18 protein-coding genes are annotated in these 20,893 nt (G+C 69.6%); 7 read left to right on the top strand and 11 right to left on the bottom strand.

The window, feature by feature from the left end:
* Window positions 1-31 precede the first annotated feature (31 nt).
* The 5 genes from ACX80F_RS07475 to ACX80F_RS07455 all read right to left on the bottom strand — a co-directional run bounded on the left by ACX80F_RS07475 (window position 32) and on the right by ACX80F_RS07455 (window position 7,966).
* Window positions 32-901 carry a DegV family protein gene (locus ACX80F_RS07475; RefSeq protein ID WP_459335753.1) on the bottom strand — a complete coding sequence of 290 codons (870 nt, stop codon included), beginning with the start codon at window positions 899-901 and terminating at the stop codon, window positions 32-34.
* 54 nt (window positions 902-955) lie between these two features.
* Complete coding sequence (gene leuS, locus ACX80F_RS07470) at window positions 956-3,454, bottom strand: leucine--tRNA ligase (RefSeq protein WP_459335752.1); 2,499 nt, start codon at window positions 3,452-3,454, stop codon at window positions 956-958.
* Between the two features lie 300 nt (window positions 3,455-3,754).
* Complete coding sequence (glpK, locus tag ACX80F_RS07465; protein ID WP_459335751.1) at window positions 3,755-5,272, bottom strand: glycerol kinase GlpK; 1,518 nt, start codon at window positions 5,270-5,272, stop codon at window positions 3,755-3,757.
* Window positions 5,273-5,341: 69 nt separating this feature from the next.
* Entirely contained in the window at window positions 5,342-6,085 is a 744-nt protein-coding gene (locus tag ACX80F_RS07460; protein WP_459335750.1) for an MIP/aquaporin family protein, read from the bottom strand.
* A gap of 138 nt (window positions 6,086-6,223) precedes the next feature.
* The gene (locus tag ACX80F_RS07455; protein ID WP_459335911.1) at window positions 6,224-7,966 is read right to left on the bottom strand and encodes a glycerol-3-phosphate dehydrogenase/oxidase; all 1,743 of its coding nucleotides are present in this window, start codon (window positions 7,964-7,966) and stop codon (window positions 6,224-6,226) included.
* Between the two features lie 121 nt (window positions 7,967-8,087).
* On the opposite strand from ACX80F_RS07455, the gene ACX80F_RS07450 reads away from it, so the two are divergent.
* The 5 genes from ACX80F_RS07450 (at window position 8,088) to ACX80F_RS07430 (ending at window position 12,741) form a co-directional block, all read left to right on the top strand.
* The gene (locus ACX80F_RS07450) at window positions 8,088-9,089 is read left to right on the top strand and encodes a sugar-binding transcriptional regulator (RefSeq protein WP_459335749.1); all 1,002 of its coding nucleotides are present in this window, start codon (window positions 8,088-8,090) and stop codon (window positions 9,087-9,089) included.
* 61 nt (window positions 9,090-9,150) lie between these two features.
* A complete protein-coding gene (locus ACX80F_RS07445) occupies window positions 9,151-9,978 on the top strand; it encodes an aldo/keto reductase (RefSeq protein ID WP_459335748.1) in 828 nt (275 codons plus the stop codon).
* Entirely contained in the window at window positions 9,978-10,850 is an 873-nt protein-coding gene (locus tag ACX80F_RS07440) for an alpha/beta fold hydrolase (protein ID WP_459335747.1), read from the top strand. Before ACX80F_RS07445 ends, ACX80F_RS07440 begins: the two co-directional genes overlap by 1 nt.
* The gene (locus ACX80F_RS07435; RefSeq protein ID WP_459335746.1) at window positions 10,847-11,998 is read left to right on the top strand and encodes a glycosyltransferase family 4 protein; all 1,152 of its coding nucleotides are present in this window, start codon (window positions 10,847-10,849) and stop codon (window positions 11,996-11,998) included. The genes ACX80F_RS07440 and ACX80F_RS07435 overlap by 4 nt, the downstream gene beginning before the upstream one ends.
* A 128-nt stretch (window positions 11,999-12,126) precedes the next feature.
* Window positions 12,127-12,741: a hypothetical protein gene (locus ACX80F_RS07430; protein ID WP_459335745.1), complete on the top strand. Its 615-nt coding sequence runs from the start codon at window positions 12,127-12,129 to the stop codon at window positions 12,739-12,741.
* A gap of 152 nt (window positions 12,742-12,893) precedes the next feature.
* On the opposite strand, the gene ACX80F_RS07425 is transcribed toward ACX80F_RS07430, so the two are convergent.
* Complete coding sequence (locus ACX80F_RS07425; RefSeq protein WP_459335744.1) at window positions 12,894-13,358, bottom strand: nuclear transport factor 2 family protein; 465 nt, start codon at window positions 13,356-13,358, stop codon at window positions 12,894-12,896.
* 560 nt (window positions 13,359-13,918) lie between these two features.
* On the opposite strand from ACX80F_RS07425, the gene ACX80F_RS07420 reads away from it, so the two are divergent.
* Window positions 13,919-14,206, top strand: coding sequence for a hypothetical protein (locus ACX80F_RS07420; RefSeq protein WP_459335743.1), 288 nt, complete (start codon window positions 13,919-13,921; stop codon window positions 14,204-14,206).
* Window positions 14,207-14,217: 11 nt separating this feature from the next.
* Here ACX80F_RS07420 and ACX80F_RS07415 read toward each other — a convergent pair whose 3' ends face one another.
* The gene (locus ACX80F_RS07415; RefSeq protein ID WP_459335742.1) at window positions 14,218-14,922 is read right to left on the bottom strand and encodes a TetR/AcrR family transcriptional regulator; all 705 of its coding nucleotides are present in this window, start codon (window positions 14,920-14,922) and stop codon (window positions 14,218-14,220) included.
* Between the two features lie 166 nt (window positions 14,923-15,088).
* On the opposite strand from ACX80F_RS07415, the gene ACX80F_RS07410 reads away from it, so the two are divergent.
* A complete protein-coding gene (locus ACX80F_RS07410) occupies window positions 15,089-15,829 on the top strand; it encodes a DUF2306 domain-containing protein (protein ID WP_459335741.1) in 741 nt (246 codons plus the stop codon).
* Here the strand turns inward: ACX80F_RS07410 and ACX80F_RS07405 are convergent.
* From ACX80F_RS07405 to rpoZ, 4 genes are read right to left on the bottom strand one after another with little or no spacing between them, the layout of a single operon-like run.
* Window positions 15,826-18,030, bottom strand: coding sequence for a primosomal protein N' family DNA-binding protein (locus ACX80F_RS07405; RefSeq protein ID WP_459335740.1), 2,205 nt, complete (start codon window positions 18,028-18,030; stop codon window positions 15,826-15,828). The genes ACX80F_RS07410 and ACX80F_RS07405 overlap by 4 nt on opposite strands.
* A 24-nt stretch (window positions 18,031-18,054) precedes the next feature.
* On the bottom strand, window positions 18,055-19,266 hold the full coding sequence (gene metK, locus ACX80F_RS07400; RefSeq protein ID WP_459335739.1) for a methionine adenosyltransferase: 1,212 nt from the start codon (window positions 19,264-19,266) through the stop codon (window positions 18,055-18,057).
* Window positions 19,267-19,317: 51 nt separating this feature from the next.
* Complete coding sequence (gene coaBC / locus ACX80F_RS07395) at window positions 19,318-20,559, bottom strand: bifunctional phosphopantothenoylcysteine decarboxylase/phosphopantothenate--cysteine ligase CoaBC (protein WP_459335738.1); 1,242 nt, start codon at window positions 20,557-20,559, stop codon at window positions 19,318-19,320.
* Between the two features lie 28 nt (window positions 20,560-20,587).
* Window positions 20,588-20,848: a DNA-directed RNA polymerase subunit omega gene (gene rpoZ / locus ACX80F_RS07390; protein ID WP_043445516.1), complete on the bottom strand. Its 261-nt coding sequence runs from the start codon at window positions 20,846-20,848 to the stop codon at window positions 20,588-20,590.
* Between the last annotated feature and the right edge of the window lie 45 nt (window positions 20,849-20,893).

Below are 20,893 nucleotides of genomic sequence, written 5' to 3'. Positions count from 1 at the left end.
GTGGACATCTCCGGTCCGCTCACGCGCCGTGTCAGGCGATGCCGGTCTGCTCCGCGCTGACGGCGACGGCCACGACCCCGAGGCCGGCGTGGGCGGCAAGCACCGCGGGGCAGGGCGCGAGGGAGACCAGCCCGGGTCCGAGGGCGAGACCGAGCCGCTCGACGAGCGCCGAGGCCTCGTCCTCGTTGCCGAAGTGGTGCACGGTCAACCGGACTCCCCCGCCCCACCGTGCGACGTCCGCCACGGCGAGTTCCTGCAGCCGCTGGATCCCCCGGGCGGCCGAACGCATGCGTTCCAGCGGTACCAGGCGCCCGCCCTGCACGTGGAGAATCACCCGGACCGAGAGCAGCGTCCCTAGCCACCCGGCCGCGCCGGTCACCCGTCCCCCACGCCGCAGCTGCTCGAGGTTCGGGACGTAGAAGAACAGCGCGGAGCCGCGGGCAGCCATCGCGGCGGCGGCGGACGAGGCCTGCAGATCCTCGCCGCGGCGTGCGGCCGCGAGGGCTGCGAGGGCGGCGCGGCCCTGCGCCATGGCCGCCGTCCGCGTATCGATGACCTCGACGGGGATCTCGGCGCGGGAGGCCGCGAGGCGTGCCGCGTCCGCCGTTCCCGACAGCAGGCCCGAGAGGTGCACCGACACGATGCCGTCGTAGCCCTCGGCGGCCAGCCGGCCGTACAGCCTGTCGAACTGGCCGGGCGACGGCCGCGAGGTGCGCACGTCGGACCCCGCGGCGAGAGCCATCATCAGCGGGGCTGTGACGTCGTCGTACTCGCCGGTGAGGATCTCGTTCCCGACGAGCACCGGCATCGGGATCACCTCGATCCCCTCGGCAGGCCCACCGGGTACGCGCCAGCCGGGCGGGAACCCTGCAGCGGAATCCGTGACGACGGCTACGCGCACGGCGCCTCCCCTGCCGGTCCGCCGCCCGTCCGGGCCCGCCTCATCGGAATCTCATCAGGCCGGGACGATGTTGACCAGTTTGGGCGCGCGGACGATGACCGTCCGCACGTCGCGGCCGTCCAGGACCCGCTGCACCTGATCGCTGGCCAGCGCGAGCTCGCGGAGGGTGTCCTCGTCGATGTCCGGCGACACCGTGAGGCGGTCGCGCACCTTGCCCTGCACCTGGACGACGGCGACGACGCTGTCCTGCGTGAGCAGGCCCGGGTCGACGACAGGCCAGCCTGCTGTCGCCACGGTCGCCTCGTGGCCGAGCCGCTCCCACAGGTCCTCGGCGGTGTAGGGCGCGAACAATCCGAGGATCACCGCGACGGCCTCCGCCGCCTCCCGGACGGCCGGATCGCCTCCGCCCACCCCGGTATCGATCGCCTTCCTGGTCGCGTTGACGAGTTCCATCAGCTTGGCGATGACGACGTTGAACTTGTTGGCCTCCATCAGCTCGGAGGCATCGGCGATCGTCCTGTGGGTCACGGAGCGCAGCGTCCTGTCACCCGTCGAGGGATCCGTGCCGGCAGCGCTCGTCACGTCACCGCCGAGCCGCCAGGCGCGGGCGAGGAATTTCGCGGAGCCCGACGGCGAGACGTCCGCCCAGTCGACGTCGTCCTCCGGCGGGGACGCGAACACCATGGTGAGGCGCACGGCGTCGACGCCGAAGCGGTCGAGCTGCTCCCCGAGGTCCACCCCGTTGCCGAGCGACTTGCTCATGGCCTTTCCGCCGTTGAGCACCTGGCCCTGGTTGAGCAGGGCGCTGAAGGGCTCCGTGAAGGAGACCATCCCCAGGTCGAACAGGACCTTCGTGAAGAACCGGCTGTAGAGCAGGTGGAGGATGGCGTGCTCGACGCCGCCCACGTACTGTCCCACCGGCAGCCAGCGGTTCACCGCCTCGGTGTCGAAGGGCGCGGTGTCCAGGTGGGGGTCGATGAACCGGAGGTAGTACCAGGACGAATCGACAAAGGTGTCCATGGTGTCGGTGTCCCGACGCGCGGCGCCCCCGCAGGACGGGCACGCCACGGTGACCCATTCCTCGACGGCGGCCAGTGGCGAGGTCCCCTTCGGTGCCAGCGCCTCCCCGCGGAGCCCCTCCGGCAGCGTGACGGGCAGCTGGTCGTCCGGGACCGGCACCTCGCCGCAGGACGGGCAGTGGATGATCGGGATCGGCGTGCCCCAGAAACGCTGCCGCGACAGCAACCAGTCGCGCAGCCGGTAGTTGATGGTGTGCTCGCCGGTACCCTGCGCCTCGATCAGCTCGACGGCGCGGCGGATCGCCGCGGTCTTGTCCAGGCCGGTCAGCTCCCCCGAGTTGACGAGGATCCCTTCGCCGGTTGTCGCGACCCCGGTATCGGCGGCGTCCTCCGCCCCGGTGTCGACGACGGTACGGACGGGCAGGTCGAAGGTGCGCGCGAAGTCGAGGTCGCGCTGGTCGTGCGCGGGGACGGCCATGATGGCACCGGTCCCGTAGTCGGCGAGCACGTAGTCCGCGGCCCACACGGGCAGCTTCTCGCCGTTGAGGGGGTTGACGGCGTAGCGGCCGGTGAAGACACCCGTCTTCTCCCGTTCCGTCGCCTGCCGCTCGATCTCCGAGAGTCCCTTGACCTGCTCGCGGTATGCCTCGAGGGCGGCGCGGTGTTCGGGGGTGACGAGCTCGAGCGCCAGCTCGGCGTCCGCCGCGACGACGAAGAAGGTGGCCCCGTACAGGGTGTCGGGGCGCGTGGTGAAGACGGTGACGTCGGTGTCCGGCAGGCCGGCGTCGGCCCCGATCCGGAAGCGGACGTGGGCTCCCTCGGACCGGCCGATCCAGTTGCGCTGCATGGCGAGCACGCGCTCGGGCCAGTGGCCCTTGAGCTGCTCCATGTCATCCAGCAGACGGTCCGCGTAGTCCGTGATCTTGAAGTACCACTGGTTCAGGCTCTTCTTGGTGACCAGCGTCCCGCACCGGTCGCACGCGCCGTTGATCACCTGCTCGTTCGCCAGCACCGTCTGGTCCTTCGGGCACCAGTTCACCGGGGAGTCCCGGCGATACGCCAGGCCCTTCTGGAAGAACCGCACGAACAGCCACTGGGTCCAGCGGTAGTACTCCGGGTCCGAGGTGTGCAGCCGGCGGTCCCAGTCGGCGCTGATCGCGTAGCGACGGAAAGAGTTCGCCTGGGTCTCGATGTTCGCGTACGTCCACTCGGCCGGGTGCGCGTTGCGCTTGATCGCCGCGTTCTCGGCGGGGAGCCCGAACGAGTCCCAGCCGATCGGGTGCAGGACGTCGAAGCCCTTCTGCCGGTAGAACCGCGCGGCGACGTCGCCCATGGCGAACGCCTCGGCGTGGCCCATGTGCAGGTCGCCCGACGGGTAGGGGAACATGTCCAGGACGTAGCGCCGCTCGCGCGACCCGTCGTCGGCCGGGGCGAACGCCTTGAGCCTGTCCCAGACCGCCGGCCACTTCGCCTCGATGGCCGGGAAATCGTAGGTGTTGTCGTCCGGCTGAGCGACCTCGGGGTTGCTGCTCACTGTATGTTGGCCTGTCCTGTCGGTGGAACGTGGTTCTGCGGTGGTGCGTCACTGCCTGCCTCGTGCGGCACCCCCGGCGGCAGCGGCCGACGACGGAGGCGGTCCTGCGCCGGACACACAAAAGCCCCTCGCAGACGGAGGGGCTGCCGCACGGCGGGGACCGTGCGGCTAGGTAAGGAGCGAGGTGCGCAGCATTCGTCCACTTTAGCAGTGTGCGCGGAACGGTGCCCGGCGGCGCTGCAGCACGGGAAGGGCGTCCTGCGGTCCATAGGACCACAGGACGCCCCCGGCGCACCGGTGCTAGCTGACGTCCTCGTCGACCCAGTCGAAGGTCTTGGTGACGGCCTTCTTCCACATGCGCAGCTGGCGATCGCGCTCGGCGTCGTCCATCTCCGGGATCCAGCGCTTGTCCTCCGACCAGTTGGAGGAGAGCTCGTCGGTGTCCTTCCAGAATCCGACGGCGAGGCCCGCGGCGTAGGCGGCGCCGAGGGCCGTGGTCTCCGTGACCTTCGGACGGATGACCGGGATACCGAGGATGTCGGCCTGGAACTGCATCAGGGCGTCGTTGGCCACCATGCCGCCGTCGACCCTGAGGTCCTCCATGTTCACGCCGGAGTCGGCGTTGGCCGCGTCCAGCACCTCCCGCGTCTGGAAGGCCGTGGCCTCCAGCGCCGCACGGGCGATGTGCCCCTTGTTGACGAAGCGGGTCAGCCCGACGATCGCGCCGCGGGCGTCGGAACGCCAGTACGGTGCGAAGAGGCCGGAGAACGCCGGGACGATGTACACGCCGCCGTTGTCGTCGACCGTCGTCGCGAGCTGCTCCACCTCGGGGGCGCTCTTGATGATGCCCAGGTTGTCCCGGAGCCACTGGATCAGCGACCCGGTGACGGCGATGGACCCTTCGAGCGCGTAGACCGGCTTCGCGTCGCCGAGCTTGTAGCAGACGGTGGTGAGCAGGCCGTTCTTGGAGTGGACGATCTCCTCACCGGTGTTGACGATCATGAAGTTGCCGGTGCCGTAGGTGTTCTTCGCGCCGCCCTTGTCGAACGCCGCCTGACCGAACGTGGCTGCCTGCTGGTCCCCGAGGATGCCGGCGACCGGCACCTCGCGGAGGAGCTGCGAGGTGTGGACGGTGCCGTAGACCTCCGAGGAGGACTTGATTTCCGGCATCATCGAGAGCGGGACGCCGAAGTCGGCGAGGATCGACTCGTCCCAGGACAGGGTCTCGAGGTCCATGAACAGCGTGCGGGAGGCGTTGGTGACGTCGGTGATGTGCACGCCGCCGTCCGTGCCGCCGGTGAGGTTCCAGGTGACCCAGGAGTCCGTGTTGCCGAACAGGAGGTCGCCCGCCTCGGCCTTCGCGCGGGCGCCCTCGACGTTGTCGAGGATCCACTTGATCTTGGTGCCCGAGAAGTAGGTGGCCAGCGGGAGGCCCACCTTGTCCTTGTAGCGCTCGACGCCGCCGTCTTTGGCGAGCGCGTCGACGATGTTCTGGGTCCGTGTGTCCTGCCAGACGATGGCGTTGTACACGGCCTGGCCCGTCGTCTTGTCCCAGACCACGGCGGTCTCGCGCTGGTTGGTGATGCCGACGGCGGCGATGTCGTGGCGGGTCAGGTTCGCCTTCGACAGCGCGTTGCCGATGACTTCGCGGGTGTTGGCCCAGATCTCGGCGGGGTCGTGTTCCACCCAGCCGGCCTTCGGGAAGATCTGCTCGTGCTCCTTCTGGCCGGAGGACACGATATCGCCCTTGTGGTCGAACACGATGGCCCGGCTGGAGGTGGTGCCCTGGTCGATGGCGATGACGTACTGCTGCGACATGTCTTACTCCTTCATTGGATGACGACGTGGACGGGCGGGCGGCCGCGAGGCCGCCCACGGCAATGCTTCCTAGACTGCAGGGGGGAACGAGACGAACTGGATGACGAACCCGGCGAGCGCACCGCCGATGATCGGGCCGACGACCGGGACCCAGGAGTAGCCCCAGTCGCTGCCACCCTTGCCCCTGATGGGCAGCAGGGCGTGCGCGATACGGGGGCCGAGGTCACGGTTCGGGTTGATGGCGTACCCGGTGGGACCACCGAGCGAGGCGCCGATGCCGACGACGAGCAGTGCGACGGAGAGCGGGCCGAGACCGGACGGGGTGCTGCCGAAGGACAGGATGACGAACACGAGGACGAACGTGCCGATGATCTCGGTGACGAGGTTCCAGCCGTAGTTGCGGATGGCAGGACCGGTCGAGAAGACGCCGAGCTTGTTGGCGGGCTCCGGCTCCTCGTCGAAGTGCTGCTTGTACGCGAGCCAGCAGACGACGGCACCGAGGATCGAGCCGAGCATCTGCGCTGCGAAGTAGGCCATGGCGTTGATGAAGTTCTTGTCCACACCGCCGGCGAATTCGCCGACGTCGGGATTCACCCAGAGACCCACGGTGACGGCGAAGTTCAGGTGGGCGCCGGACAGCGCGGCGACGTAGACGCCGGCGAAGACGGCGAGCCCCCACCCGAAGTTGACCATGAGAAAACCGCCGTTGTTGCCCTTGGTCCTGGCGAGCGCGACATTCGCGACCACGCCGGTGCCGAGCAGCAACAGCATAAATGTGCCGAATGTTTCAGCAACGAATACGTCCAGAGACATCTTTGACTCCTTTGTCTATTCACTTATCGACGGGTGCCGCCGCCTCGACGGCACCCGTTCGCTTCCCCCGGCAACCACTGCCGTTGGCACTGCACCGCCGCGGGAAGCAGCGGTTCGACCCCGATGCGGCGGGAGCCGCTACGGCGTCAGGTTCTTGACGTGCACCCGGTGCGCCTCCGCGAGGACCTTCTCGGCGAGCTCGATCTCGGCTGCCGATCGCGCGTCGTCCCATCCGAGCAGGGGCGCCAGGGTGTCTGCCAGCTCCGCGAGCAGCTCCCCGGTGACGAGTCCCCGGAATGCGAGTGAGGTACGGCGGATCAGGACGTCGATCAGGTGACCGATCTGCTCGTGCTCCACCATGTAGGCGAGTTCGCGCGTGCTCAGCTCCTGCGTGGAATTGAACACCCTGTCGGGGCCGTCTGTCAGGTATTCGATGACATCGGTCGCGCGTGTCCCGTAGCGGGTGAGCAGCACCTCGACGCGCGCCTCGTCGACTCCGGGCCGTACGGCCTTCCTGACCCAGGCGCGCTCCGCGGCTTCGTCGGTCGGGAAATCCATGCCTCCGCCGATCGCCACACCCCTGGTCGAGGCCCTGCGCGTGGCACCGAGGGCGGCCAGCGTCTCGTCGGTGAGGTGCTCCGACAGGGCGCGGAACGTGGTCCACTTACCGCCCACGAGGCTCAGCGTGGTGACCTTCCGGCCGCCGAGCTTCTCCTCGCGCTTCTCGATGCGGTAGTCCCGCGATACGAAGCCGGGCGAGGTCTCGTCGTGCCGCGGCAGCGGACGGACCCCCGAGAAGCTGTAGACGATCTGCTCGGTGGAGACCTTGATGTCCGGGAAGACATGGCCGATCAGCTCGAAGAAGTAGTCGATCTCCTCGTCGGTGCACACGGCCTGCTCCTCGATGTCGACATCGATGTCCGTGGTGCCGACCAGGACGCGGTCCCCCATCGGGTAGATCAGGACGATCCGGCCGTCGACATGTTCGAAGAAGATCTCGGTGCCGTTGCACGCCTTCAGCAACTCCGGGTGGTCGAGCACGATGTGCGAGCCCTTGGTGCCGCCCATGAAGCGCGTCTCGGTGCCGAGGGTGGCGTTGGTCCCGTCGGTCCACGCGCCGGTCGCGTTGACGACGACGTCGGCCTGGAACGTGAACGTCTCGCCCGTGAGCTCGTCGCGCAGCAGCACGCCGTCGTCGCTCGTACCGACCGCGCTCACGTAGTTCGAGGCCCGGGCCGAGGGGTTGACGATCTTCCCGTCACGCAGGACGTCGAGGGTCAGGCGCTCGGGGTTGTGCACCGAGGCGTCGAAGTAGGTCGCCGCGTACTTGATGTCCTTGCGAACGTCCGGCATGGCAGCGAGGGCCTTCTTGCGGCCGACGAACGAGTGACGGGGCACGTTGCCGCCGTCACGCGAGAAGAAGTCGTACATGGTCAGGCCGGCTTTGATGAGCACGGCGCCGCGCTCCACCTGCTTGCCCTGACGGTGCGTCAGGAAGCGCATCGGAGCGGAGAGGATCCCGGAGAACGTCGTGTAGATGGGGATCGTGGTCTGCAGGGGCTTCACGTAGTGGGGGGCGATGCGCAGCAGGGCGTTGCGCTCGACGACGGATTCCCGGACAAGACGGAACTCGCCGTTCTCGAGGTAGCGAATACCTCCGTGGATCATGTGCGAGGATGCCCCTGAGGCGCCCTGGCAGTAGTCGCCGCGCTCGACGAGCGCGACATCGATCCCCTGGAGTGCGAGATCGCGGAACGTGCCGACCCCGTTGATGCCCCCACCGATGATCAGGACCTTCGCCCGGGGGTTGTCCCGGAGCTCCTGCACCACCTTGCGGGTCGTTGTCGTCGTGCCTTCTCCGGTAGTCCGGTCGGCTGGAATGCTCAAGGTACTACTCCGTAACGTCAATGTCGGAATTGGTTACTGCACTCCTCATTCTTCCCGACTGGGAATAGCAGTCAACTGCCTTGCACAAACGTGCAGGCCGGGAAAGACTAGGGGAATGACGACGACGAGGGGCGGTCCCGGGACGGAGGATCAGCCTCCCGAGCGGTCCCCCGGTTCCCGATCCGGAGACGCCCTGAGGGCCGCGCAGATGTACTACCTGCAGGATCTGACCATGAATGCGATCGCCCGGGAACTGCACACCTCGCGGTCCACGGTGTCGCGGCTGCTCTCCATGGCACGGGAGACGGGACTCGTGCAGATCCAGGTCAACAATCCGTCCGAGCGCGCGCCCGCGCTGGAGCAGCAGATCCGCCGCCGTTTCTCCGTGGAGGCGCATGTGGTCCCGGTGGCGGACTCGGTGAACGACACCGAGGTGCTCAACCGCGTGGCGATCCAGGCGGCCAGGACCATCGGGCCGCTCGTCGAATCCAACGCGATCATCGGCGTCGCCTGGGGGTCGACGTTGAGCGCGGTCAGCCACCACCTCACACGCAAGCAGACCCATGACAGCACGTTCGTCCAACTCAACGGGGCGGGTAACACCCAGACCACCGGCATCACCTACGCGAGCGAGATCCTGCGTCGGTTCGGGCAGGCCTACGGCGCGCGCGTCGAGCAGTTCCCCGTGCCGGCGTTCTTCGACCATGCGGAGACGAAGACGGCGATGTGGGCGGAGCGCAGTGTGCGGCGCATCCTCGATCTGCAGCACCGGATGACCATGGCGGTCTTCGGTGTCGGCTCCATCGGTGCAGGGGTCCCCAGCCACGTGTACAGCGGCGGGTACCTCGACCGCCAGGATCTCGACACCCTGGAGCGGGACGAGGTGGTCGGCGACGTGGCCACCATGTTCTTCCGGGCCGACGGCAGTCACCGCGACGTCCTCCTGAACGGACGCAGCACCGGACCGGATCTCGACGCCCTGAGCACCGTCCGACGGCGCATCTGCGTGGTCTCGGGCGAGTCGAAGATCGACGGTCTTCGTGGTGCTCTTGCCGCGAACCTCGCCACGGACCTCATTCTCGACGAGAGTTCGGCCCGCCGCCTCCTGCACACGTAGGCCCCGCATCCCCGGGGGTCCGTCCGCGCCGGAGCCCCGCGGCGCTCGGTAGAGTGCACCCATGGACTCCTCCGTTCCCCGCGTGCCATTGACCGACGGCCACTCGATCGACGTGATCGGGTACGGCGTCTACAAGGTTCCGCCGGAGGTCACCGAGGACCTGTGCTCGACGGCGCTCGACGCCGGGTACCGCCTCCTTGACACGGCGGCCCTGTACGGGAACGAGGCCGGCGTCGGTGCCGCCGCGCGGTCCTACGACGGCGGGCGCGAGGACCTCTTCATCACCTCCAAGGTATGGAACGACGACCACGGCTACGACGCCACCCTCCGGGCCTTCGACGACGGCCTCCAGCGGCTGGGCCTCGACTACCTCGACCTGTACCTCATCCACTGGCCCTGCCCCTCCAGGGACCTGTACGTCGAGTCCTGGCGGGCCCTCGAGCGGCTCCGCGCCGACGGCCGGGTCCGGTCCATCGGCGTCTCGAACTTCCAGCAGGACCACCTCGAGCGGCTGCTCGCCGAGACCGGGGTGGTCCCTGTCCTCAACCAGATCGAACTGCACCCCTACCTGCAGCAGCACGCGCTCCGCACCTTCCACGAGCAGCACGGCATCGTCACGCAGGCCTGGAGCCCGCTCGGGCGCGGCAACGTCCTCACCGATCCGGTCATCGCCCGGGTCGCGGCGGACCTGGGACGCACACCCGCGCAGGTGATCCTGCGGTGGCACCTGCACCACGGCATCCTGACGATCCCGAAGGCCAGCTCGCGCGAGCGGATCAGCTCCAACCTCGACATCTTCGGATTCCGGCTCGACGCCGGCCAGGTCGCGGCGCTCGACGCGCTCGAGCGCGACCAGCGCTTCGGTTCGCACCCCGACAGGGTGGGCTGATGCGGCAGGCCGTCGTCCGCACCCTGGCATGGGAGGGCACCCTCCAGCGCGTCTGGGACTTCCCTGCACTCGAGGAGCCCGGAGTCCTGCCCGGCCTGCCGATCGTCATGGTGCACGGCTTCCGCGGCGACCACCACGGCCTGCTGCGCCTCGCGGAGGAACTGCCTGGCCACCGCGTCCTCCTGCCCGACCTCCCGGGCTTCGGCCAGGGCGAGGAACTGCCCGGCAGGCATGACGTCGGTGCGTACGCGCGCTTCATCACCGCCTGCACGCAGCGGTTCGCCCCGGAACCCCGTGTGCTGCTGGGGCACTCGTTCGGTTCGATCGTCGCCGCGGAAGCCGTTGCGCTCGACCCGGGACTCGCGGCGGCGCTGGTGCTGGTCAACCCCATCAGCGCCCCCGCGCTCGAGGGGCCGAGCCGCGCCGCGTCCCGGGTCGCCGAGGCCTACTACGTGGCGGCCGACCGGCTGCCCGAGAACGCCGGCCGGGCGCTCCTCTCCAATCCCGCGATCGTCCGCGGGATGAGCATCTTCATGGCCAAGACCACGGACCGCGCGCTGCGCCGCTGGATCCACGGCCAGCACCATGCGTACTTCAGCTCCTTCGCGAGCCGCAGGGTGGTGCTCGAAGCCTTCCGCGCCTCCATCTCCGGGACCGTCAGGGATCGGGCCCGCGACCTGCGGCTGCCCGTCCTGCTCGTGGCAGCGGCGCAGGACGACATCGGGTCGGTGGAGAGCCAACGGGAGCTCGCAGCACTGATGCCGACGGCGACGCTCGAGATCCTGCCCGCCGTCGGCCATCTCGTCCACTACGAGAAGCCGCGTGAGGCCGCCCAGCTGATCGGTCCATTCCTGGAAACCGTTCCCGCATGAGGATCCTGTTCGACGCGCGGTTCACGCGCACCGACCATCACGACGGCATCAGCCGGTACGGGGCGAGCCTCATCGCTGCGCTCGCGGCGAGCGACGACGTCGTCATGCTCATCAGCGACCGCCGCCAGCTCGCCCTCCTGCCGGAGGTCCCGCACGTGCTGGTCAACAGCCCGCTCTCCCCCGCCGAACTGTTCGTCGCCGCACGCATCAACCGTCTGCGCCCCGACGTCGTCGTCTGCCCGATGCAGACCATGGGCTCCTGGGGCCGGCGGTACCCCCTGGTGCTCACGTTGCACGACCTGATCTACTACCAGAACCCGACGCCGCCGTCCTTCCTGCCGCTGCCGGTGCGTGCGCTCTGGCGGCTCTACCACCTGGCGTACTGGCCGCAGCGGCTCCTGCTGGACAGGGCCGACGTCGTCGCCACGATCTCCGCGACCACGGCGGAGCTGATGCTCCGCCACAGGCTGACCCGCCGGCCCGTCCAGCTCGTGGGTAACGCCCCCCAGCCGACGTCGCGACGGCGCGACCCCGACGCTCCACGGTCGGCGTCGCTGCTCTACATGGGGTCGTTCATGCCCTACAAGAACGTCGAGACGATCGTCCGCGCCATGGAGTCCCTTCCAGGGCACACACTGCACCTGCTGAGCAGAATCTCCGCCGAACGCCGGGCGGAACTCGAGGCGCTCTCCCCCGCGGCGGGGCGCGTGGTCTTCCACGACGGCGTCACCGACGTCGAGTACGAGGACCTGCTCGCCGACTCGACGGCACTCGTGACCCTCTCCCGGGCCGAGGGCTACGGACTCCCCCTCATCGAGGCGATGGCGACCGGCACGCCCGTGATTGCAAGCGACATCCCGATCTTCCGCGAGGTCGGTGGCGCGGCAGCGTTGTTCGTGGACCCCGACGATCCCGAGGCGCTCGCCGCCGCCGTCGGGTCCCTCGACGAGCCCGGCCGCTGGGCCGAAGCCTCCCGTGCCGGGCTCGCGCGGGCGGGGACATACTCGTGGGCGGACTCCGCCGAGCAGCTCCGGGATGCCTGCCACCGCGCCGTCGGGGAATACGCGCACCGACGGGCCCGGCGGTCGTCCCGTGGTCACCGGTTTCCGGGACGAAGCATCGTTGACGCGGTCAAGAGTCAGGGATAGCATTCCCGGGTCGGCGTCGTCTGACGCCCTCGAGGCACCATCACCGGTCTCGTCGCCTAGCAGGCAATGAATAGTCATTCATCAGGCAGGACACCGGACGCGTGATCCTGCGTTGCTGAGGAGTCACCGTGAAAGACCTCAAGAAACTCTCCTGTTTGCCCCTGCTGCTCGCGCTCACGTTCACCGGGGTGGCGCCCGCCGGAGCCGACACCGCCGAGGAACCGGCCCCGTCGCCACCGAAGGATACGGGCGGACATTTCGTGCCGGTTCCGGCGCAGTATTACGACCCGATCGACATCGACGCCTGCGGCTCGACCGTCACCATGACGGCCGGCGATGTCCAGGACGTCGAATGGAAGGTGAACATACGACGGGACGGCAGCACGGTCATCAAGTACCGCGGCGACACCACCGTCGACCTCACCCGCACGTCCGATCACGCCTTCATCGATGAACTCGACGTCTCGGGCCGGTACACGGAGCACATCTCGGCGGACCAGAACAACTACTCGGCCTCGCTGAAGGGACCGTCCATCATCTGGCCTCTGAGCTCCGCTGAAGCCGACGCCATAGCGGACGCCGGGTTGCCTGAGTTCTTCTACTTCGAGAAGGGCCGTTTCGCGATCGACATCGTGTTCTCGGAGGATCCCAAGGTTCTGGAGCCCGTTTCGATCGATGTCACGAAGAACACCACCCGATATATGAGCGACGTGTGCGAGCTACTGGACGAGGCGGCGAAGTGACGAGCTTCGACAAGACCCTCGATCGTCGTATCTGATCTCGTGCCCGGACGATCCGGGCGCTCGCTGGCGCCGTCGGGGCCCCGGACGGACCCGGCGGTCACTCCGCGCACGGTCCGACCTGTCCAAGGGCCGACGTCGTCCCGAGAGATGACCTAGCGCTCGGGGACTGCTCGATCCGGTTCGTCCTCGGGGCGCCCCGCGTACCACTCATGGAACTCGGAACACCGTCCCGCGTCGTCGAACCTCAGGAACCAGATGTTGTCGTACGCCGTGACCACGCGGTCACTGTCCGGCGCGTAGAAGACAGTCCGCCCGTGCGCGACCACCCGATCGCCCTCGATCGCGACCGGATAGTACTTGGCGTCGAAGGACTCGTCCGTGAAGGTGTCGCGCTCACCCATCCATTCCGCGACGATGTTCTCGCGTCCTGATACGCGCGTCTGGAAGGGGTAGTGCCACACAGCAGTCTCCGACCAAAGGGCCGCAATCGATCGTTCGTCGTAGGCCTTCCATGCCGTCACGTACGCATCGAGCCATGTCTGCGCTGTGGCCCTGGTGACCGACACCGGTGGCATCGGGGCGTTGTGCCACGCGGGCTGATCAAGGAACCTCGTCATTTCCCGATCGTAGCCAGAAGCATCGCAGAACCGCTGCAGGCGGATCCCCCCATCCGGACGGTGGAGCCAGGACCGACGAGAGGCCGGTGCAGCGGCCAGGAGGTCGCTCGCGGTCGGCTCTGGCTGTCTCTCAGGGGTCGTCCTGGTGCAGTCGATGAGTACTCGGGGAGGAGCCTGCATCCACGCAGCTGGTGGCAAGGTCGTCGTCAGCCTGCGAGCGGGTCCCGGCGTTCGGACAGTTGAAGTCCCCTCTTCGCATGGATGAGGATGAGGGTATGGGAAGTCCTCGAGCGATGACCGCTGTGACTGGTGGCTCCCGTGCGTGTGAACTGCGTCGATCCAGGACACCCTGCGGATGGCGCTGCCATCGCGGCATGCCCCGCCGGTGCGGGTTCCATCGCGATCGCGGACCATCATCCGCCTCAGCCCAGATCAGGAGTTTTGCTGCCGCAGGAGGCGACGGTCGCTCGATTGTTCTCTCGAGTCCTCGCACCAGTGTGGGCGTACTATAGGCTGCTCCTGCGACACGACCGCTCTCGCCGATCGGAGCTCACCGCCCAATGACGGACCTGCAGTGCCCGGCCACGGCGATCCTCCTCGCGACGGACGCGGAGCCTCCTGCCTGGCTCAGCCGCCGCAGGGTCGCCGCCCGCTTCGACCTCACGGACCCCTGCGACGTAGCCACCGTCGTCGAGGAGGCCGCGGACCTCTTCCGCGGCGAGACGTTCGTCCTCGCCGCGCCGGCGGAAGCCCTCGCTCGTGCCCTCCTCCAGCAGGGACTGTCCGGTGGACCGCCGCTGCTGGTGGACGTCGACTCCGACGGCTGGCGACTGCCGCCTCGACCGTAGCTGCCCGAACGCTATGCCCCCGCCGACGTCCAGCCCCGTGCATGGAGGTCCTCCACGCCGTCGAGCAGCAGGTCGAGGGCGAACTCGAACTCGAACTGGTCATCACACCCACGCCCGACGACACAGTCGTCGTGCGCCGACGCCATCGCGATGCGGAGAACGTTCGGGAACCGCCGGGCCATCTCCTCGAGCTGCGCCGCGTCGGGCTGAGCCGCCGATAACGCGCCCACCGGCCCGGCCGGATCCGGGGCGTCGAAGAGTTCCTGGGTGAAACCCCACATCCGGCTTCCCAGCGCGTGCATGACGTGGTGCGTCAGATCCACGGAGAAGCCCCGATCGAGGAACATGCCGATGAACGAGTCCGTGTAGGCGAGCACGGCCGGGGTCCTGGTGGTCCGGGTCTCGAGGACCTGGCGCGCCCAGCGGTGCCGCCGGAGGACGGTCCGGGCCGAAAGGACCCGGCTGCGGACCGTCATCTTCCAGCCCTGCCCCTCGAGCGGCGGATCGATCTCGGCCACGATCGAGTCCACCATGCCGTCGAGCAGGTCCTCCTTGCTGGAGACGTGCTTGTACAACGCCATGGGCACGACCCCCAGGGCCTCGGCGAGAGTCCGCATACTCAGCCCCGCCACGCCCTGGTCGTCCGCGAGGTCGACGGCGGCACTCAGGACCGCGTGTCTGCTCAACGGCGCCCGCGCCGTCCCGCGTCCTGCCATCGTCGACCACCTTTCCTTTTCTGTCCGGTTACCCCTTGACGGGTGTACACCGTACACCTACTGTGAAGGCCACGAGGTGTACGCCGTACACTCTACGCCATGCGTGGTGATCCACCGGTTCTGCTCCGGCAGCACCGGTGGGCAGCAGGGGAAGGACAGGACGACCATGACGACAACCAGAGGATCCGGGAGAACCGCGACCGGAACAGCGGCAGAGCCACCGCGCCGACGGACGTGGCTGGTCCCCGCGGGTCTGATCGTGCTGGGCCTCATCCCCATGCTCGCCGGCGCCGCCCGCCTCACGGAGCTGGCCGGCGCGCCCGAGGTCACCGAACAGAATGCGCGCTTCGTCGAGTTCCCCGTTCCGGTGGTCCTGCACATCCTCGGCGCCACGCTGTACACCCTGCTCGGCGCCTTCCAGTTCGCCCCCTCCCTGCGGCGGCGCGGGCGCACCTGGCACAGGAGAGCCGGGCGGATCCTCTTCCCCGCCGGCCTCGTGGCGGCCCTGACCGGCCTGTGGATGGCTTGCTTCTCCACGCTCCCGCCCGGTGACGGCGCGCTCCTCCTCGCCTTCCGGCTCCTCTTCGGGACCGGGATGGCCCTCAGCCTCCTCCTGGGCGTCCGCGCCGTGATCCGCGGTGACATCCGGGCCCACGGGGCGTGGATGACCCGCGCCTACGCGATCGGGCTCGGCGCAGGAACCCAGGCCCTGATCCTCATCCTCCCGGAGCTCCTCGGCAGTCCGCCCGGTGTGACGCTGCGGGCGCTGCTCATGGGGGCCGGATGGCTGGTCAACCTCGTCGTGGCGGAGGTCGTCATCCGGCGGCGGGAACGGACCCGAACACCCCGCCGGTCCCCGGGCGCCCTTCGGTCATCTCGTGTCGACCTCCCACCGGTCCCTCGCTAGAGCACGTCGAGGGCGTCGAGCCGGATGTGGACGGGTTCACCCGTCCGCCGGGCGGACAGGGCCGCTCGCCTGGCCCGGAGCAGCTTCGTGACGCCGGCGGCCGCCCGGTAGGAGAAGAACAGCAGCACGCGGTGACTACCCTGTCCTGCCAGCGCATCCGTGGGGGCCGGGCTGCCGCGGTCGGCGCCGCGCCCGGGGCCGGCGAGGGCACGGGCGGCCTGCACCGCCTCCCGGCGGACATCGGGCGGGACCGGCGCAGGACCGACCACGCGCATGGTTCCCCCGGTGTCGAAGCCCTCGAGGAAGTGGGTGAGGGCTTCCCTGGTCCCGGTGAGCACGGCGTACCGGACGGCCGGCGGAAGCCCGAGTTCGTGCCGTTCGGCCAGTTCGCGGGCGGCCGCGCCGGCGGGATCCCACCGGACGAGGTGGCCCACGGCGACGTCGTCGTCACCCGTGATCACCACCGTCCCACCCGCGGTGGAGGGACGCGCGAGGATTGCCGCGGAGAACCAGCGCCGCAGTGCGTCCTCCTCTGCGCGCAACGATTCGCGGCTGAGCATCGCGTTGCCGTCGAGGAGGATGACGGCGGCGTACCCCGCAGCGGCCACGGGTTCCGCCCCGGGCGTGGCAACGACCACGGCCGGGGCGTCGCGGACGTCGTCGACGATGTGTTCGCCCGCCGAGGAGACGACCGGGACGCCGGGGAAGGCGCGTCCCAGTTCTTCGGCGGTCCGGGTCGCGCCCGTGACGGTGGCCCGCATCCGGGTGCCGCCGCATTCCGGGCACGCCCAGTGGCTGTCGGGGCGCCCACACCACCGGCAGGCCGGCGGCGCGTGCCGGCCGGGTTGCGCCAGGGGTCCCGCGCAGACCGTGCAGCGCGCGGCGTGGCGACACCGGTCGCAGGCCAGGGCCGGGGAGAAGCCTGTGCGCGCCACCTGCAGGAGGACGGGGCCGGTCCTCAGACCTGCCTGCGCCGCGGCCCACGCAGCGTGGGGGATGCGGGCCTGGGCGGCCAGCGGGTCACGCTCCATCTGGTAGGCGTCGGCGGCGTGGAGGACGCGGGGCGCCGATCGGCGGATCTCGGAGCGGTCCGCCTGGATGGCGTGGGCCCAGCCGGTGTCGACGAGGCGCTGCGCCTCGGTGGTGCGGCCGAAGGAGGAGAGCAGCATCGCGGCTCCGGCCTGTTCGGCGCGCAGCAGCAGGACGTCGCGGATGTGCTGGTAGGGCGCGCGCTGCTCGATGTGCTGGTCATCGCCGTCGTCCCAGAGGCAGACGAGCCCGAGGTTCCGCACAGGTGCATAGGCGGCGGACCGGGTGCCGACGGCGACGGTCGCCGCTCCGTGGAGGATGCGCAGGAAGTTGCGGTACCGGGGCGTCGCTCCGTCCTCCCCCGTCAGGCGGGCCACGGCCGGCGCCCCGAGCCGTGCCACGAGGGCGGCCTCCATGCGTGCGAGGTCCCGCTGGTCGGGGACGACGACGACAGCCCCCCTGCCCGAGGACGCGGCGGCGGCGACCGCGTCGGCGATCTCCTCGTGCCAGGCCATGGCACCGTACCCGCCGAGGCTCGTGAGGATCGCGCGGGGCGATTCGCCGGCGCGGACGTGCTGGAGGTAGGCGGTGCCGTTCGGGTAGCGACGGAAGCCACCCGAGGCGGGCCGCCCCACGACGACGGGCAGCAGGTCTGCAGGGGCCCCGGGGTCCGTCGTCCCGGAGGACGACGTCGTGGGTTGCCCTCCGGCGCCCGGATCGTCGAACTCGGCCTCGACCCTCGCCATGCGCGGGGGGATGGCCGATCGCAGGACGTCGCTCACGGTGCCGACGGAGCGGGCGGCGACTGCCGTCGCGAGGGCGAGAACTGCGGGGGTGAGCACCTGCTGGGGAGAGACGACCTTCGCGAGCGGCAGGAGCGTCGCCGTCGTGCTGGCCTTCTGGACCCGCTCGGCGAGGAAGCCTGCGTGCTCGCGCCCGGCGAACCGCACCTTCACCCGGACGCCGGGTTGTGCCTCGGCGTCCATGGCAGCAGGCACCGCGTAGTCGAAGTACCGGTCGAGGTGGGGCAGCTGCGCGTCGAGGATCACTCGGGCGATGGGCAGCGACGACGCCCGTTCGGGATCGGCCTGCGGCAGCCGGGCGGCGCCGAAGCCGTGCAGCAGCGAAAGCTGGCCGTCCGTCGTGTCGGGCACGCGGGTGGTGTGCGTCATGATGTTCCGGCCGCCCCTCCCGTATCAGGCGTTGAAGAAGCTCCTGAGCTTGTCCACGCGGTCGGTGCGCTCCCAGGTGAACCCGTTCTCCTCACGGCCGAAGTGGCCGTGGGCCGCGGTCCGCTGGTAGATGGGGCGCTTGAGGTCGAGGGCGTTGATGATGCCGAGCGGGCGGAGGTCGAAGACCTCGCGGATCGCCGCACCGATCTTCCGCGGATCCACCGTCTCGGTGCCGAAGGTCTCCACGTATATGCCGACGGGCTGTGCCATGCCGATGGCATAGGCGATCTGGATCTCGGCCCGGCGGGCCAGGCCGGCCGCCACGACGTTCTTGGCGACCCAGCGCATCGCGTAGGCCGCCGAGCGGTCCACCTTCGAGGGGTCCTTGCCGCTGAACGCACCGCCGCCATGGCGGGCCGTACCGCCGTAGGTGTCGACGATGATCTTGCGGCCGGTCAGTCCGGCGTCGCCCACCGGGCCGCCGATCACGAAGGCGCCGCCGGGGTTGAGGATGTGGCGGACCGAGGACGCGTCGAGGTCGGAATCGGCCAGGACCGGGGTGACCACGTGCTCGACGAGACCGGCGCGCAGTTCGTCGAGGGACACCTCGGCGGAGTGCTGGGAGGAGATGACCACGGAGTCGATCGAGACGGGTCGGTCGCCGTCGTACCCGATGGTGACCTGGGTCTTCCCGTCGGGGCGCAGGTACGGGAGGGTCCCGTCCTTGCGGACGGCGGTGAGGCGTTCGGACAGCCGGTGCGCGAGCCAGATGGGGGCGGGCATGAGCACCGCGGTCTCGTCGCTCGCATAGCCGAACATGATGCCCTGGTCCCCCGCGCCCTGGGCGTCGTAGGGATCCACTCCCCTCCCCTCGCGGGTCTCGAGGGACGTGAACACGCCCGAGGCGATCTCGGGGCTCTGCTGGCCGATCGACACGGACACGCCGCAGCGGGCGCCGTCAAAGCCGTTGGCGGACGAGTCGTAGCCGATGCCGAGGATGGTCTTGCGCACGATGTCAGGGATCTCGACGTACGCCTCGGTGGTGACCTCACCTGCGACGTGCACGAGGCCGGTGGTCACGAGTGTCTCCACCGCGACGCGTGACTCCGGGTCCTGCTCCAGCAGGCCGTCGAGGATGGCGTCGCTGATCTGGTCGCAGATCTTGTCGGGATGGCCCTCGGTGACCGATTCCGAGGTGAACAGACGCAGGGGGGAATCGGTGCGGGGAGAATTCACGTGCTCACTCTACTTGGTCGAAGGGACGGTCCCGCCCCGAGGATCGATGGATCAGCGGGACAGCAGGCGCGCCGCATGGGCGATCACGGCGTCGGCGACGACCCGCTTGGAGCCGTGGACCCCCTCGGACTCCCCGCCGTCCGCGTCGAGGATGGTGACCTCGTTGGAGTCCTGGCCGAACGCGCGATCGGAGCCGACCACGTTGAGCACCAGGAAGTCGCAGCCCTTCCGTGCGAGCTTGGCGCGCGCGTGCGTCAGGGGGTCGGCGGCGGCGTCACCGGTCTCGGCCGCGAAACCGGCGACGACCAGTCGCCGCGTCCCGGCGTCCCGGGCGAGCACGGCCTCGCGGAGCACGTCGGGGTTCCGGACGAGGGTGATGACCGGGTCCGCGCCGTCCTCGGTCTTCTTGATCTTGGTGGCGGCGATCTCCGCGGGACGGAAATCGGCGACGGCGGCCGCCATGACGAGCACGTCCGTGGCGGGCAGCGCGCCGAGGACGGCGTCGCGCAGCTGGAGGGCCGACTCGACGCGCACCACCTCGCAGCCGGCGGGCGGTGCAACCTCGGCGTGGGCGAGGACGAGGTTCACGTGCGCGCCCTGGGCGAGGGCGGCCTCGGCCAGGGCCATGCCCTGCTTGCCGGAGGACCGGTTCCCGAGGAACCGCACCGGGTCGAGGGCTTCGCGCGTGCCGCCCGCGGAGATGGTGACGCGCCGGCCCTGAAGGCTGCCGGTCGGGGCGTGCCCGACGACGCCGTGCCCGACGACGCCGTTCCCGGCGACGGCGATCGCTGCCGCGAAGATGTCCGCGGGCTCGGGCAGCCTGCCCGGCCCGGAGTCCGCCCCGGTGAGGCGGCCGGACGCCGGTTCGAGGACGGTGACGCCGCGCGAGCGGAGGGTGTCGACGTTCGCGCGGGTCGCCGCGTGGTGCCACATCTCGGTGTGCATCGCGGGAGCCATGAGGACGGGGCCGCGCGCCATGAGGAGCGTGCCGGTCAGGAGGTCGTTCGCGAGCCCTGCGGCGGCCCGCGCCAGGACGTCGGCCGTGGCCGGCGCGACGACGATGAGGTCGGCCTCGTGCCCGAGGCGCACGTGGTTCACCTTGTCGACGTCGTCCCAGACGCTGTTGCTGACGGGGTGCCCGGAGAGGGCCTCCCACGTGGCGGTGCCGACGAAACGGGTGGCGGCGTCGGTGGGGATGACGGTGACGTCGTGGCCCGACTCCGTGAAAAGACGGAGGAGGGATGCGGCCTTGTAGGCCGCGATCCCTCCTCCGACACCGAGGACTACGCGCACTGGCTGTCCGTGCCCGGGGCTGCCGGGACTACTCGGACTGTTCCATGGGCGAGGACACCAGCATGCCCTCGTTGATCTCGCGCAGCGCGATTGAGAGGGGCTTTTCGTTCAGGCGGGTGTCGACGAGCGGGCCGACGTACTCGAACAGGCCTTCGTGGAGCTGCGAGTAGTACGCGTTGATCTGGCGGGCACGCTTGGCGCCGTAGATCACGAGGGCGTACTTCGAGTCCGAGGCCTCCAGCAGAGAATCGATCGGCGGGTTGATGATGCCTTCGGGCTGAGTTGACACAGAGTTCTCCAAAAAAATAAGGCGGGACCGCCCGGATCAGCGCAC

The organism is Arthrobacter sp. TMS2-4 (assembly GCF_054511075.1).
Note: the sequence above shows the minus strand (reverse complement) of the source record. Positions and strands in the feature narration are given on the sequence as shown.

What these genes read in the sequence shown, in the direction of transcription:
- glpK (WP_459335751.1), bottom strand. Translation starts at nt 5,272, where the DNA reads ATGTCGCAGCAGTACGTCATCGCCATCGACCAGGGCACCACCTCCAGC.
- ACX80F_RS07460 (WP_459335750.1), bottom strand. Translation starts at nt 6,085, where the DNA reads ATGTCTCTGGACGTATTCGTTGCTGAAACATTCGGCACATTTATGCTG.
- ACX80F_RS07450 (WP_459335749.1), top strand. Translation starts at nt 8,088, where the DNA reads ATGACGACGACGAGGGGCGGTCCCGGGACGGAGGATCAGCCTCCCGAG.
- ACX80F_RS07445 (WP_459335748.1), top strand. Translation starts at nt 9,151, where the DNA reads ATGGACTCCTCCGTTCCCCGCGTGCCATTGACCGACGGCCACTCGATC.
- ACX80F_RS07440 (WP_459335747.1), top strand. Translation starts at nt 9,978, where the DNA reads ATGCGGCAGGCCGTCGTCCGCACCCTGGCATGGGAGGGCACCCTCCAG.
- ACX80F_RS07435 (WP_459335746.1), top strand. Translation starts at nt 10,847, where the DNA reads ATGAGGATCCTGTTCGACGCGCGGTTCACGCGCACCGACCATCACGAC.
- ACX80F_RS07425 (WP_459335744.1), bottom strand. Translation starts at nt 13,358, where the DNA reads ATGACGAGGTTCCTTGATCAGCCCGCGTGGCACAACGCCCCGATGCCA.
- ACX80F_RS07420 (WP_459335743.1), top strand. Translation starts at nt 13,919, where the DNA reads ATGACGGACCTGCAGTGCCCGGCCACGGCGATCCTCCTCGCGACGGAC.
- ACX80F_RS07415 (WP_459335742.1), bottom strand. Translation starts at nt 14,922, where the DNA reads ATGGCAGGACGCGGGACGGCGCGGGCGCCGTTGAGCAGACACGCGGTC.
- ACX80F_RS07410 (WP_459335741.1), top strand. Translation starts at nt 15,089, where the DNA reads ATGACGACAACCAGAGGATCCGGGAGAACCGCGACCGGAACAGCGGCA.
- ACX80F_RS07405 (WP_459335740.1), bottom strand. Translation starts at nt 18,030, where the DNA reads ATGACGCACACCACCCGCGTGCCCGACACGACGGACGGCCAGCTTTCG.